Origin of the sequence: Streptomyces manipurensis (assembly GCF_049570255.1) — a bacterium.
GTDB lineage: Bacteria > Actinomycetota > Actinomycetes > Streptomycetales > Streptomycetaceae > Streptomyces > Streptomyces manipurensis.
Window position 1 is genome coordinate 3,241,542 of record NZ_CP186950.1, and the last position, 12,829, is coordinate 3,254,370.

The 12,829-nt window shown below is 73.4% G+C and carries 13 protein-coding genes; 5 read left to right on the forward strand and 8 right to left on the reverse strand.

Annotation, left to right across the window (positions count from 1 at the left end):
- Positions 1-44: 44 nt before the first annotated feature.
- A complete protein-coding gene (locus ACPU2J_RS14870; RefSeq protein WP_399820208.1) occupies positions 45-836 on the reverse strand; it encodes a VOC family protein in 792 nt (263 codons plus the stop codon).
- Between the two features lie 379 nt (positions 837-1,215).
- Between ACPU2J_RS14870 and ACPU2J_RS14875 the strand changes: the two genes are divergently transcribed.
- On the forward strand, positions 1,216-1,863 hold the full coding sequence (locus tag ACPU2J_RS14875; RefSeq protein ID WP_399820207.1) for a TetR family transcriptional regulator: 648 nt from the start codon (positions 1,216-1,218) through the stop codon (positions 1,861-1,863).
- A gap of 35 nt (positions 1,864-1,898) precedes the next feature.
- Here ACPU2J_RS14875 and ACPU2J_RS14880 read toward each other — a convergent pair whose 3' ends face one another.
- Both ACPU2J_RS14880 and ACPU2J_RS14885 read right to left on the reverse strand, forming a co-directional pair.
- Positions 1,899-2,381 (reverse strand): nitroreductase family deazaflavin-dependent oxidoreductase, encoded by a 483-nt coding sequence (locus tag ACPU2J_RS14880; protein WP_423833430.1) that lies wholly within the window; start codon positions 2,379-2,381, stop codon positions 1,899-1,901.
- On the reverse strand, positions 2,381-3,676 hold the full coding sequence (locus ACPU2J_RS14885; protein WP_423833431.1) for an acyl-CoA dehydrogenase family protein: 1,296 nt from the start codon (positions 3,674-3,676) through the stop codon (positions 2,381-2,383). Before ACPU2J_RS14885 ends, ACPU2J_RS14880 begins: the two co-directional genes overlap by 1 nt.
- A 350-nt stretch (positions 3,677-4,026) precedes the next feature.
- Here ACPU2J_RS14885 and ACPU2J_RS14890 point away from each other — a divergent pair, with 350 nt between their 5' ends.
- Positions 4,027-5,136 carry a thiolase C-terminal domain-containing protein gene (locus ACPU2J_RS14890; protein WP_420080482.1) on the forward strand — a complete coding sequence of 370 codons (1,110 nt, stop codon included), beginning with the start codon at positions 4,027-4,029 and terminating at the stop codon, positions 5,134-5,136.
- A 78-nt stretch (positions 5,137-5,214) separates the two neighbouring features.
- Here the strand turns inward: ACPU2J_RS14890 and ACPU2J_RS14895 are convergent, their stop codons facing one another.
- The gene (locus tag ACPU2J_RS14895) at positions 5,215-5,421 is read right to left on the reverse strand and encodes a DUF4287 domain-containing protein (RefSeq protein ID WP_359129413.1); all 207 of its coding nucleotides are present in this window, start codon (positions 5,419-5,421) and stop codon (positions 5,215-5,217) included.
- Between the two features lie 141 nt (positions 5,422-5,562).
- On the opposite strand from ACPU2J_RS14895, the gene ACPU2J_RS14900 reads away from it, so the two are divergent.
- On the forward strand, positions 5,563-6,273 hold the full coding sequence (locus ACPU2J_RS14900) for a pyridoxine/pyridoxamine 5'-phosphate oxidase (protein WP_420080481.1): 711 nt from the start codon (positions 5,563-5,565) through the stop codon (positions 6,271-6,273).
- Between the two features lie 52 nt (positions 6,274-6,325).
- On the opposite strand, the gene ACPU2J_RS14905 is transcribed toward ACPU2J_RS14900, so the two are convergent.
- From ACPU2J_RS14905 to ACPU2J_RS14915, 3 genes are all read right to left on the reverse strand, one after another.
- Positions 6,326-6,754, reverse strand: coding sequence for a Zn-ribbon domain-containing OB-fold protein (locus tag ACPU2J_RS14905; RefSeq protein ID WP_420080480.1), 429 nt, complete (start codon positions 6,752-6,754; stop codon positions 6,326-6,328).
- Complete coding sequence (locus tag ACPU2J_RS14910; protein WP_420080479.1) at positions 6,751-7,203, reverse strand: DoxX family protein; 453 nt, start codon at positions 7,201-7,203, stop codon at positions 6,751-6,753. The genes ACPU2J_RS14905 and ACPU2J_RS14910 overlap by 4 nt, the downstream gene beginning before the upstream one ends.
- Before the next feature lie 118 nt (positions 7,204-7,321).
- A complete protein-coding gene (locus ACPU2J_RS14915; protein WP_420080478.1) occupies positions 7,322-8,128 on the reverse strand; it encodes a maleate cis-trans isomerase family protein in 807 nt (268 codons plus the stop codon).
- Positions 8,129-8,422: 294 nt separating this feature from the next.
- Between ACPU2J_RS14915 and ACPU2J_RS14920 the strand changes: the two genes are divergently transcribed.
- On the forward strand, positions 8,423-9,655 hold the full coding sequence (locus tag ACPU2J_RS14920) for a flavin-containing monooxygenase (RefSeq protein ID WP_420080477.1): 1,233 nt from the start codon (positions 8,423-8,425) through the stop codon (positions 9,653-9,655).
- Here the strand turns inward: ACPU2J_RS14920 and ACPU2J_RS14925 are convergent.
- Positions 9,652-10,293: a MepB family protein gene (locus tag ACPU2J_RS14925; protein ID WP_420080476.1), complete on the reverse strand. Its 642-nt coding sequence runs from the start codon at positions 10,291-10,293 to the stop codon at positions 9,652-9,654. The genes ACPU2J_RS14920 and ACPU2J_RS14925 overlap by 4 nt on opposite strands.
- 268 nt (positions 10,294-10,561) lie before the next feature.
- Here ACPU2J_RS14925 and ACPU2J_RS14930 point away from each other — a divergent pair, with 268 nt between their 5' ends.
- Complete coding sequence (locus tag ACPU2J_RS14930; protein ID WP_423833432.1) at positions 10,562-12,796, forward strand: acetate--CoA ligase family protein; 2,235 nt, start codon at positions 10,562-10,564, stop codon at positions 12,794-12,796.
- The last annotated feature ends 33 nt before the right edge of the window (positions 12,797-12,829 follow it).

Here is a 12,829-nt window from a genome sequence, read left to right on the forward strand (position 1 = left end):
GGTGTGATCTGCCCGGCGAACCGTCGTCGGAGCCCTGCGGAGGCCTAGGGGGTGTCCGCGGTGCGGGGTTCCGACAGGAGCCCGAAGACCGCCCCCTGATTGTCCGCGACGACCGCGATGCGCCCGTAGGGGGTGTCGAAGGGATCCGCGGTGACCCGGCCCCCGAGCCGCTGCACCGTCGCCACGGACCGGTCGCAGTCCGGGACGGCGAAGTAGGCGAGGAAGTGCGCGGGCATGATCTCCGGGAAGGCGTCGGTGATCAGGCTGCGGCCGAGGACGGCGGTGTCCGTGCCGGGCGCGGTGCCCGGCGGGGACCAGATGCGGTATTCGACGCCCGCGTCGTCCTGGTCCTGCGGGACGTAGCCGAAGACCTTGGCGTAGAAGACGTCGACGGCGTCGCGGGCCCGGGTGTAGACCTCGCTCCAGCAGTACGTGAAGGGCTCCTGCTGGGCCTCGAAGCCGTGGTGGGTGCCCGGCTGCCACAGCCCGAAGACGGCCCCGCCGGGGTCGGCGGCCATGGCGGCCGTGCCGTAGGGGCCGACGGGCATCGGGTCCATGACCATCTGGCCGCCCGCGGCGCGGATGCGCTGGGCGCAGGCGTAGGCGTCGTTGGTGTAGAGGTAGACGCCCCAGACGGTGGGCATGCGGCCGTCGGGCTTGGGGGCGAGGGCGGCGACGTTGCGGCCGCGGCTGTAGGCCTGCGTGTAGTGCCCGTAGTCGGCCGCACCGTCGCCGAAGGTCCACCCGAAGAGCTCGCCGTAGAACCGCTTGCCCGCCTCGACGTCCGGAAGCGAGGCGTCCACCCAGCAGGGTGCGCCTTCCACGAATGCGGCCATGGGCCCGGTTCCTTCCGTTCTGCGGGGGTGTGTACCCTCCCACCTCTCTCAGCCATGGTCCGCCCGAAGCCTTGTCCACAGCCTGTTGATAAGACTATTCGGGGGAAACCTTGCGGAACCGGGCACCCCCCTCGGCCGGAGGCGGGGGGTGCGGCGGCGTGCTTCGGCGGGGCTTCCGGGGGGCCTGCGGCGGGGCGGATCGCGGGCCGGGCTGCGGGCAGGATCTCGGGCCGGATGGCGAGCAGGACGGCGGCCCGATCGCGGCCGGATCCCGCGCCCACGGCCGTCGCGGACGGGCTCCCGCCCAGGCCAGGGGGGCCGTAACCCCATTTGCAGGCGGCCGAATAGCGCGCCGATCCCCCCTCGGTAAGCTGACGGCATGACAGGACAAGTACGCACCGTCGACGGGCGTGTCGCCGGCCGGCGCGGCCAGGCGACGCGGCAGAAGCTGCTCGACTGCCTCAGCGAGATGCTCAGCTCCTCGCCGTACCGCGACGTCAAGGTGATCGATGTCGCCCGCAAGGCCGGTACCTCCCCCGCGACCTTCTACCAGTACTTCCCGGACGTCGAAGGCGCCGTCCTGGAGATCGCCGAGCACATGGCGACCGAGGGCGCACAGTTGACCTCGCTCGTCGAGGGCCGCACCTGGGTCGGCAAGTCCGGCTGGGCCGCCGCCGAGGAACTCGTCGAAGGCTTCCTGGACTTCTGGCGCCGCAACGACGCCATCCTGCGCGTGGTCGACCTCGGCGCCGCCGAGGGGGACAAGCGGTTCTACAAGATCCGCATGAAGATCCTGAACTCGGTCACCAACTCCCTCACGGAGTCGATGAAGGAGCTCCAGGCCAAGGGCAAGGTCGACAAGGACGTCAGCCCCGCCGCCATGGCCGGTTCCCTGGTCGCGATGCTGGCCGCGGTCGCCTCGCACCAGAAGGGGTTCCAGACCTGGGGGGTCAAGCAGGCCGAGCTCAAGCCGAACCTGGCCCTGCTCGTCCACCTCGGCATCACGGGCAAGAAGCCCACCCGGTAACGGCGGACCCTCCCCGGGGTCCGCCCCCGCACGGATCAGCGGCGCTCCAGCCGGAAGAGCCGTATCTCCCGCTCGATGCGCGCCTGGTACGTGGCGTACGGCGGCCAGAACCCCAACACCGCCTGCCACGCTGCCGCACGCTCCTCCCCCGACAGCAGCCGGGCCCGTACGGCGATGTCCCTCCCTTGCCAACTCACGTTCGCGTCCGGGTGCTTGAGCAGGTTCCCGGTCCATGCCGGGTGCCCGGGCCGGCCGAAGTTGGATCCGATCAGGATCCAGCTCGTCCCGCCGTTCTCGGGCATGCAGGCGAGCGGGGTGGTGCGCGGCTCGCCGGTCTTCGCACCCTTGGCCGTGAGGATCACGCCCGGCAGCATCTGCGCGCTCAGCAGGACCTTGCCCCGGGTCAGCCGGTGCACGGCCTTGTCCAGGGCGGGGATGACGTGCGGGGCGATCCTGGCGAAGACCATGGTCGAGGAGACCTTCTGCATCAGCCGGACGCCGGGTGCAACACGGGCCATCAGACGGTCACCTTCTCCTGGGCGGACGGGGATGTGGAGGGGGACGTTGGGGTGGACGCGGGTGTCGCCTCTGGTGCGGGTGCGGGTGCGGGTACCGGCGCCGGGGTGGTGGGCGCCGGGGTCCCGGCGGGCTGCGCGAACAGGCCCGCGCGGTCCGCGGCGTGCGCCCGCAACCGGTGGACCGGTCCGAAGAGCAGCTCGTCCGCCGCCGCCCGCTTGAAGTAGAGGTGCGCGTCGTGCTCCCACGTGAAGCCGATGCCGCCGTGCAGCTGGATCGCCTCGCCCGAGGTCACCCGCAGCGCCTCCAGCGCCTGGGCCAGCGCCAGAGCGCCCTGCTCGGGGTCCCAGGCCGCGTAGTAGACCGCCGACCGGGCCGCCTGCACCCGTACGTACAGATCGGCCAGCCGGTGCTTGACCGCCTGGAAGGACCCGATCGCCCGGCCGAACTGCTCGCGCCGGCGGACGTACTCCACCGTGCGGGCGAGCGCGTGGTCCGCCGCGCCGACCGCCTCGGCCGCGAGCGCGGCGGCGGCGGTGCGCCCGGTGGCGGCGAGGGCTCCGAGGACGTCGGCGTCCTCGTCGCCGAGCAGTTCCGCGGGGACGTCGCGCAGCTGGACCACGGACTGCGGCCGGGTCTCGTCGAGGACCGCCTGCCGGGTCCGTACGAGGCCGGGCGCGTCCTCGCGCACGAGGAAGAGCAGGGTGCGGGAGCGCGCGAAGCCGCCCGCGTGCGCGGCGACGAGCAGCAGGGAGGCGCTGTGCCCGTCGAGCACCTGGGGGACCTCCCCGTACAGGCGCCACCCGCCGCCCGCCGCCTCCGCCCGGGCCTGCACCCCACCGGCCCGGCCGCCGCCGGCCCACTGGCCCGAGGGGTCTTCGCCGGTCAGCGCCAGCGCCGTCGCCAGGGCCGGGCCGGGGACGGCGAGGGCCGCGGTCTGCCCGCCCGACGCGAGCGGCGCCAGCAGCGCGGAGCGCTGGGGCCCGGTGCCGAGGGCCGCGATCAGGGGCGCGCAGAGCACGGCGGTCGCCAGCAGCGGCGAGGGCAGCAGCGCCCGCCCTGTCTCCTCGCAGGCCAGCACGAGATCGGCGGCGCCGCAGCCGACCCCGCCGTACTCCTCGGCGACGGCGAGGCCGGGCAGCCCGAGCTGCCGGGCGAGCCGCTGCCACAGCTCGCCGTCGTACCCGGCGGCGGTACGGACGGCGGCCTTGACCTCATCGGCACCGCAGCGCTTGCCCAGGATCTCGCGCAGGGTACGGCGTATCTCGTCCTGCTCCGCAGTGAAGGCGGCATCCATCGTCGGGCTCCTCCCCGTATCTGACGGGGCGTCATGCTAGGGCGGGCGGCGGCAGATGCCCAGGGGTGGAGGCCGATCCAGTCTGGTATCTGACGTGCCGTCAGATGTAGGGTCGTCGTATGCCTGGACCCCTGAGCGGCTCCGCGTCCACCTCCTCCTCCGTGTCTGCGACTGCGACTGCGGCTGCGGCTGCGGCCTCGTCTGCGTGTGCGCCTGCGGCCGCGTCCACGTCTGCGTCTGCGTCTGCGTCTGCGTCTGCGGCCACCTTCGCGTCCGCCTCCACCGGTGCCGGTTCCCCACCGCGCCGACGGGTCGCCGTCGTCGGCGTCGCCCTCTCGGACTGCGGCCGGGTGGACGGCCCCACCCCCTACGCCCTGCACGCGCAGGCCGCCCGCCGCGCCCTGGCCGACTCCGGCCTGGACCGCTCCGTCATCGACGGCTTCGCCTCGGCCGGCCTCGGCACCCTCGCACCGGTCGAGGTGGCCGAGTACCTGGGGCTGCGCCCCACCTGGGTCGACTCCACCTCCGTGGGCGGATCCACCTGGGAGGTCATGGCCGCGCACGCGGCGGACGCCATAGCCTCCGGACAAGCCAACGCCGTCCTGCTGGTCTACGGATCGACGGCCCGCGCCGACATCAAGGCCCGGCGCCGCACGTCGAACCTCTCCTTCGGGGCGCGGGGACCGCTCCAGTTCGAGGTCCCGTACGGCCACACGCTGATCTCCAAGTACGCCATGGCCGCCCGCCGGCACATGCACCAGTACGGAACCACCCTGGAGCAGCTCGCCTCCGTCGCCGTGCAGGCCCGGGCCAACGCGGCGACCAACCCCGACGCGATGTTCCGCGACCCGATCACCGTCGAGGACGTCCTCTCCGGCGAGATGATCGCCGACCCCTTCACGAAGCTGCACTGCTGCATCCGCTCGGACGGCGGCTGCGCGGTGCTGCTGGCCGCGGAGGACTACGTACCCGACACGGCCAAGGCCCCCGTGTGGGTCCTCGGGTCGGGGACCGCCGTCTCCCACACCACGATGTCGGAGTGGGAGGACTTCACGGTGTCGCCGGCAGCGGTCTCCGGCCGCATCGCCTTCGAGCGGGCCGGGCTCACCCCGGCCGACGTGGACCTCTGCGAGATCTACGACGCCTTCACCTACATGACCCTGGTGACCCTGGAGGACCTCGGCTTCTGCGCGAAGGGCGAGGGCGGCGCCTTCGTCGAGAAGGGCCGCCTCCTGCGCGAGGGGGAACTGCCCGTGAACACCGACGGCGGCGGTCTCTCGGCCTGCCACCCGGGCATGCGTGGCCTCTTCCTCCTCGTGGAGGCCGTCCGCCAACTCCGCGGCGAGGCGGGCCCGGGCCAGGTCACCAAACCCGACGGCACACTCCCCCAGGTCGCCCTGACGTCGGGCACGGGAGGCTGGTTCTGCTCCTCGGGCACGGTGATTCTGGGACGGGGGTAGGGGGCGGGGGCCGCAGGGGCGGCATCAGGGCTGTCCTGGGGGTTTCCCGTCAGTCCCCTCGCCCCGCCGAAGCCCCCGCTACTTCCCGCCCGCCAGCGTGTGGGCCACGAGGGCGTTCGCGTGGCCGTGGCCCAGCCCGTGTTCCGTCTTCAGCCAGGCGACCAGTTCCATGTGCTTCGTCAGCGGCGACGAGCGGATCAGGTCCTGCCATTCTCCGATCGGCCGGCCGTACTTCTTCTCGATGGAAGGGAAGTAGCTGGCGGGGCCCTTGACCTGCTCGGACATGGTGCGTCTCCTCCTGGCGGCTGTGCTGCTGGTGCGTCTGAGACGAAGACCGCCCGCGATACGGAAACTCATCGGTCACGGCAAGACCTTCTCGACAGGCCCCAGCCCCCCTCCCCCACCCCCATGGTGTTCGATGGCCGCATGAGCAGCAGCGAGACCACCGCGAGCGGGCCCGGCGACGACGCAGCCGGTGACGCCTTCCACTCCACCCTGCACTCCCTCCGCGTCTGGGACTCCCCCTTGCCCGGCTTCGACACGGAGGCGGCGCCCGCCGAGCCCGTGGCGCTGTTCCGGGAGTGGCTCGTCCACGCCGCGCGGGCCGGCCAGGCCGAGCCGCACACGATGAGCCTGGCGACGGTGGACGGTGAGGGCCGGCCCGACGTACGGACGTTGATGCTGCACGACGCCGACGCACGCGGCTGGCACTTCGCCTCGCACGTCACGAGCGCCAAGGGCGTGCAGCTGGCGGCGCACCCCGAGGCGGCGCTCGGCTTCTACTGGCCGTCCGTGGGCCGGCAGGTCCGGATCAGGGGCCGGGTCACGGCCTGCGGTCCCGAGGAGAGCCGGGCGGACCTGGCGGTCCGCTCCCGGGGTGCGCTGGCGGCCGCCCTCACGGGGCGGCAGAGCGAGGTGCTGGGCTCCGTGGAGGAGTTGGTGCGCGTCTCGGCCGCGGCCTGGGAGCGGGCGGGTGCCGAGCCGGACGCTCCGGCCCCGACGTGGACGCGGTACGTGCTGGACGCCACGGAGGTGGAGTTCTTCCAGGGCGATGCCGCCCGTCGGCACATCCGCCTCCGCTACCGCCGGACCGACCTCGACCCCGCCACCTGGGTACGCGAGCTGCTCTGGCCGTAGCCGGAGCCCCGGGCGGCCGGGGCCGGCCCGGTCCGCAAGGGCGGGGCCTGCCTCAGGCCTCCCCGTCCGGCGCGGGCGTGAAGACCGCGACCCGCACCCCGTCCGCCGCCTCGCGGAAGGTGACCCGCAGGGCCATGCCGATGCACAGTGCGGCGCTCGGGCAGTCGACCACCTCGGTCATCATCCGCGGGCCTTCGGCGAGGTCCACGACGGCCGCCGTGTACGGGACGCGGGTGCCGAAGGGCGGCAGGTCGTTGCGGTGGACGACGGACCACGTGTAGAGGGTGGCGCGGCCGCTCGCAGGCTCCCAGGCGACCCGGTCCTCGTCGGCCCAGCAGAACGGGCAGAACTCGCGCGGGTAGTGGTGCGCCCGCCCGCAGTCGGCACACCTGCGCAGCAGGAGTCGGCCCTCGGCGGCCGCGTCCCAGTAGGGCCGGGTGAAGTCGTCGATCTCCGGGAGGTCGTACCGCGCGCCGCTCACGGGAACAGTCCGATCACCGCGTCCAGGGACCAGGTCTGCCAGGACATGGCGAGGAGGGCGACGAACGAGATGAGCGCCATCATGGCGTTCTGGCCCTGTTCGGCCCAGTCGTGGATCATCAGCACGAGGTAGAGCAGGTTGAGCAGCAGTCCGCCGATCAGGGCGACCGGGGTCAGGAAGCCGAACACCAGGCCGAGCCCGATGGCGAGTTCCGCGTAGACGACGATGTACGCCATCGCCTTCGGGCGGGGCGCGACGACCCGTTCGAAGCCGCCCTTGACGAAGGTCCAGCGGTGCTTGGCGGCGACGTCGGCGGCCCACGCGATGCCGGTTCCGCGTTCGAACCAGCCCTTCTTGTCCTTGTGTCGCCAGCTCTCCAGCCACCACAGGCCGAGGCCTATTCGGAGCACGGCGAGCCATTCGGCCCCACTGAGCCAGACGGTCTGCATCCCTCACCCACTCAATAGATCTGACGGTACGTCAGTTCAGCGGATCCGCAGCGATCCCGCAAGGCCCCGGCCCGCCCCACCCCGGGGCCCGCCGACGCACGCGCCCCCGCCCCCGCCCTCACCCCGCCGCGAAGAGCCGTCCGTAGTGCACGACGCCGGACGTCGGCGCGCCCGCGGCGCGCAGCGCGGACCAGAGCAGGGCCTGGTTCGCCGTGAGGACGGGCCGACCGAGGGTGGCCTCCAGCGCTTCGACGGCGCCGACCGAGCGGAAGCCGTTGCCGCCGATGACGACCGCCTCGGCCTCGTCGGGCACGCGCGGGACCACCCACTCGTACAGGTCGCCCGGCCGGACGAGGTCCCGACCGTCCCGGCCGTCCCGGCCGTCCGGCAGACCACACGGGGCGGCGTACGGGACCTCGAAGCCGGCGTCCTCGTAGTAGCCGCGCCCGAGGTCGCTCAGCGTCCCGTCGAACCAGGGCGGATCGACCAGGCAGATCCGGCCGACGCCCAGGACCCTCAGCGCCTCGACGGTGGCCAGGCAGCTGGTGACCACCGGCAGGCCGTGGGCGCGCTCGCCCAGCCGGGCCACCATGTGCGCCTCGGCGCGCCCGCCGATGACGTACGCGGAGCTGGTGAAGGCGTAGGCGATCACCGAGACCGGTGCGGCCGCCAGGAGTTCGACGGCGTCGTCCACCCCGGGCGGCTCGGCGAAGGCCCGTACGGAGGCGAGCGCGACGGTGGGGTCCTCGCCGCCTCCCCTGACGACCGCACCACCCCGCCGCATCGCGGCGAACGGCACCCGGGCGGCGTGCAGACCCACCCCGGGCGGGGCCATGGCGCGCAGCTCCGACTCGGGGCCGACATCGGCGTGCGGGGTGAGGACACCGAGGCGGACGTGGACGTCCCACCCGTCGGAATGCCACATCGCGGATTCCTCTCCGGAGGGGGCGGAATGCCCCACTCTGACAGGTTTCACCCCGTCACGAGACCGAGCCGCGCCGCCACGAGCCCACGAGGCCGACCCGCACCGAGCACAGCGGGACGCACCGCACCACGGCACCGCAGGACACATCACAGGACCCACCCCGGGACCCGACACCGCACAGGGCCCACCCGCACCGTGATCGATCCGCAATCGATTCCCCGCCCGACCGAGACCCATCAACCCAGCGTGGCGATACGATCACACCTCATGCCCGGAGTCCCCACAGCACCCGACATGACCACCCAGCCTCGCCCCGTGTACGTCATCGGGGCCGGCCCAGGCGGCCTCGCCGCGGCCGCCGCGCTGCGCGCCCGCGGGATCCGCGCCGTGGTCGTCGAGAAGTCAGACGCCGTCGGCTCGTCCTGGCGGCGCCACTACGACCGGCTGCACCTGCACACCACGCGCCGACTCTCCGCCCTCCCCGGGCTGGCCATGCCGCGCCGCTTCGGGCGCTGGGTCTCCCGCGACAACGTCGTGCGCTACCTGGAGAAGTACGCCGAGTTCCACGAGCTGGAGCTCGTCACCGGCGTCGAGGTCACGCGTGTCGACCGCGCGCCCGAGGGCGAGCCCGGCTGGGTGCTGCACGCCTCCGGCGGGCGGGTGCTGACCGCCGGGGCCGTCGTCGTCGCCACCGGCTTCAACCACACGCCCAGGCTGCCCGACTGGCCGGGCCGGGAGACGTACACGGGCCGGCTGCTGCACGCCGCGGAGTACCGCTCCCCCCGGCCGTACGAGGGCCAGGACGTACTGGTGGTCGGCGTCGGCAACACGGGCGCCGAGATAGCCGTCGACCTCGTCGAGGGCGGCGCGGCGCGGGTGCGCCTCGCCGTGCGCACCGCTCCGCACATCATGCGCCGCTCCACCGCGGGCTGGCCGGCCCAGCGCAGCGGCATCCTCGTACGCCGGCTCCCCGTACGGCTCGTCGACCGGCTGGGGTCGTTCGTGGCGCGGGCGTCCGTGCCGGACCTGACGGCGTACGGGCTTCCGCGCCCCACGACCGGCCTGTACAGCCGCGTCAAGGAGGGGGCGATCCCGGTGCAGGACGTCGGCCTCGTCGACGCGGTGCGCGCGGGGAAGGTGGAGCCGGTGGCGGCGGTGGAGTCCTTCGACGGGGCCGAGGTGGTGCTGTCGGACGGTTCCCGGATCACCCCGGACGCGGTGGTCGCGGCGACCGGGTACCGGCGGGCCCTGGAAGACCTGGTCGGCCACCTCGACGTGCTCGACGAGCGCGGCAGGCCCGTGGTGCACGGCGCCCGCACCCCCGCCCGGGCGCCCGGCCTGTTCTTCACCGGCTTCAGCAACCCGATCAGCGGGATGTTCCGCGAGATGGCCCTGGACGCGGAGAAGATCGCCCGGGTCATGCCCCGCCACCTGGGCTCCCGCAAGCCGGCGCGCACCCGCACGCGCCGCCGCCGCGCCGAGCCCGGTTCGGCCACGGGCCTCCCGCCGGTGGCCCCCCTCGCCTAGACAACGCCGCCCGCTCGGTCCGGGGGACGCCAGGCCGGCCCGTAGAGGTGCCGGGCCCGGTCGAGGTCGACCGGGCCGTCCTCCTCGGCGGGCAGGTGCAGGAAGAACTCCACCTGCCACGCCTGCGTGGCCGCCGCCTGGCGGCTGGTGGTGGCCACCCAGGGCGGGTAGACGCGGAAGGCACGCTTCCCGCCGCGGCCGTCCTCGGACACGATGCCGCGCCGGCGGAGTGCGGCGACGGGGAACACGAACTGGCCGCAGTGGAGCCCGTCGCGGCTGCCGATGACGAACAGGTCGACGGGGTCGGCGACGTCGAAGGGCTGGATGGGGCCGCCCGGGGAGCGCTTCCACACGGTCACGAACTGTCCGGCCTTGGTGGGCGTGGTCCTGGCCGCGCGGAACCGGACCGCCCGGCCGTCCAGGGTGAAGGTGTGGGCCGCGTACTCGGCACTCTCGGCTTCGGGGACGGGCCGCGAGCAGGAGAATCCGCACGGGTCGTAGACGAGCGCCTTCGCCGCGCGGAGGTCGCCGTGCACCGGGGCGGTGTCCGACCACGGCTCGGACGTGACGGGGCCGGACGCCACGGGGCCGGACGTGACGGGGTCGGGAGGGAAGGGGAGGCTCCGGCTCTCGGTCATCCACCCACCCTGCCACGCAGGTCCGACACCCCCCGCCGCCGCAGGCACGGCCGCCGCCACCGCCGTCGCCCCCACCCCCGTCAAGGCCACGGCCACGGCCGAAATCGCGCTCTGGACCGCCTCCGCGGACATCTGTCACCGTTCACCACACCACCTCCACCAGCTTTCCCGCGCGGGCCTGTTCCTGACGGCGCGTCAGTTCAGTAATCTGACTGCACGTCAGTTATTGAGTTCCATAGAGGTTCATCGAGCAGGAGCGGGCGGAACGATGCTTGGATCTACTCACGGCACCCTCACCACCGACTTCCGCGCACGGGTCGAGGCCTGCGGGGAGACCCCCAGGACGGCCGTCCACTCGTCGGCGGCCCCCTCGGCCGACGACGCGGTCCCCGTGGACGTCAGCGGACGGCCGCTGCAGGCCGACGTGCCCGACCTCGACCGCTTCTTCCGGCCCGAATCCGTGGCCGTCGTCGGGGCCTCCGACGCCGACGGCCGGCCCAACGCCGGCATCACCCGCCGCCTGATCGCCTGGGCGGAACGCGTCGGAGCCCGGATCCACCCCGTGCACCCCACCCGTCCCACCGTCTTCGGCCGGACCTGCTACGCGTCCGTCGCCGACCTGCCCGAGCAGGTGGACCTCGCCGTCCTCCTCGTCGCCGATCCGCTGCCCGTCATCGAGGAACTCGCCGAGACCAAGGTCCGGTTCGCCGTCGCCTTCGCCTCCGGCTTCGCCGAGACCGGGGACGAGGGAGCCGCCGCCCAGAAGCGGCTCGCGGCCGCCGTCCGCCGCTCCGGCCTGCGCCTGCTGGGGCCCAACACCAACCTCAACGCCTTCGAGGAGTTCCGCGAGGACCTCGACGGCCCGGCGATCGCGCTGATCACCCAGTCCGGCCACCAGGGCCGTCCGGTCCACACCCTCCAGGAGCTGGGCATCCGCCTCTCCCACTGGGCGCCCACCGGCAACGAGGCCGATCTGGAGGCCTCCGACTTCATCTCCTACTTCGCCGAACGGCCCGAGGTCGGTTCCATCGCCTGCTACCTGGAAGGCCTCAAGGACGGCCGGTCCTTCCTGCTGGCCGCCGACCGGGCCGCCCGCAACGGCGTCCCCGTCGTCGCCGTCAAGGTGGGCCGCACCGAGACCGGCGCGCGCATGGCCGCCTCCCACACCGGCAAGCTGACCGGGGCGGACAGCGTCGTCGACGCCGCCATGCGCCAGTTCGGCGTCATCCGCGTCGACGGCCTGGACGAGCTCCAGGACACCGCCGCGCTCCTCGCCCGGGCCCGCACGCCGCAGGCCGACGGCGTGGTCGTGTACTCCATCTCCGGCGGCACCGGCGCCCACTTCTCCGACCTGGCCTCGGAGGCGGGCCTGCACCTGCCGACCCTGTCGCAGGCCAAGCAGGACGAACTGCACCAGTGGATACCGGAGTACCTGAACGTCGCCAACCCCGTCGACAACGGCGGCCACCCCGTCGGCGACTGGCGCGGCCGGAAGATCATCGACGCGATCCTCGCCGACCCGTCGGTGGGCGTGCTCATCTGTCCGATCACGGGCCCCTTCCCGCCCATGAGCGACCGGCTCGCGCAGGACCTCGTGGACGCCGCCGAGCGGACCGACAAGCTCGTCTGCGTCATCTGGGGTTCCCCCGTCGGCACCGAGGACGCCTACCGCACCACCCTCCTCGGCTCCTCCCGCGTCGCGACCTTCCGTACGTTCGGCAACTGCATCACCGCCGTCCGCGCCTACCTCGGCCACCACCGCTTCACCGCCCGCTACCGCTCCCCCTTCGAGGACGCCCCGCGCACGCCCTCGCCCTCGTACCGCAAGGCGCAGGCGCTCATGCGGCCCGGCCAGCAGCTCAGCGAACACGCCGCGAAGCAGCTGCTGCGCGCCTACGGGATACGGGTCCCCCGCGAGCAGCTGGTGACCAGCGCGGCGGCGGCGGTCCGCGCCGCCGGCCTGGTCGGGTACCCGGTGGTGATGAAGGCCTCGGGGCCGCAGCTGGGCCACAAGACGGAGCTGGGGCTGGTGAAGATCGGCCTGACCTCGGCGAGCCAGATCCGCGACGCCTACCGCGAACTCACCGACATCGCCCGCTACGAGAACGTCCCGCTCGACGGCATCCTCGTCTGCCAGATGGTCGAACGCGGTGTGGAGATGGTCGTCGGGGTCACCCAGGACGACCTGTTCGGGCCGACCGTGACGGTCGGGCTGGGCGGTGTCCTCGTCGAGGTCCTGCACGACGCGGCGGTGCGCGTCCCGCCGTTCGGCGAGGACCAGGCCCGCGCGATGCTGCGGGAACTGCGCGGCCACGCCCTCCTGGAGGGCGTACGGGGGGCGCCCCCGGCCGACGTGGACGCCCTGGTGGAGGTCGTCCTGCGGATCCAGCGGATGGCCCTGGAGCTCGGCGACGAGCTGTCCGAGCTGGACATCAACCCGCTGATGGTCCTGCCCCGCGGCCAGGGCGCGGTGGCCCTGGACGCCCTCGCGATCTGCCGCTGACGCCCCGCCCGCCGCCCGAGCCCGCGCCCTCGA

Bases quoted from the DNA above. Each gene is read 5' to 3' on its own strand.
- ACPU2J_RS14870 (WP_399820208.1), bottom strand. From the start codon at position 836: ATGGCCGCATTCGTGGAAGGCGCACCCTGCTGGGTGGACGCCTCGCTT.
- ACPU2J_RS14875 (WP_399820207.1), top strand. From the start codon at position 1,216: ATGACAGGACAAGTACGCACCGTCGACGGGCGTGTCGCCGGCCGGCGC.
- ACPU2J_RS14880 (WP_423833430.1), bottom strand. From the start codon at position 2,381: ATGGCCCGTGTTGCACCCGGCGTCCGGCTGATGCAGAAGGTCTCCTCG.
- ACPU2J_RS14885 (WP_423833431.1), bottom strand. From the start codon at position 3,676: ATGGATGCCGCCTTCACTGCGGAGCAGGACGAGATACGCCGTACCCTG.
- ACPU2J_RS14895 (WP_359129413.1), bottom strand. From the start codon at position 5,421: ATGTCCGAGCAGGTCAAGGGCCCCGCCAGCTACTTCCCTTCCATCGAG.
- ACPU2J_RS14900 (WP_420080481.1), top strand. From the start codon at position 5,563: ATGAGCAGCAGCGAGACCACCGCGAGCGGGCCCGGCGACGACGCAGCC.
- ACPU2J_RS14910 (WP_420080479.1), bottom strand. From the start codon at position 7,203: ATGCAGACCGTCTGGCTCAGTGGGGCCGAATGGCTCGCCGTGCTCCGA.
- ACPU2J_RS14915 (WP_420080478.1), bottom strand. From the start codon at position 8,128: ATGTGGCATTCCGACGGGTGGGACGTCCACGTCCGCCTCGGTGTCCTC.
- ACPU2J_RS14920 (WP_420080477.1), top strand. From the start codon at position 8,423: ATGACCACCCAGCCTCGCCCCGTGTACGTCATCGGGGCCGGCCCAGGC.
- ACPU2J_RS14925 (WP_420080476.1), bottom strand. From the start codon at position 10,293: ATGACCGAGAGCCGGAGCCTCCCCTTCCCTCCCGACCCCGTCACGTCC.
- ACPU2J_RS14930 (WP_423833432.1), top strand. From the start codon at position 10,562: ATGCTTGGATCTACTCACGGCACCCTCACCACCGACTTCCGCGCACGG.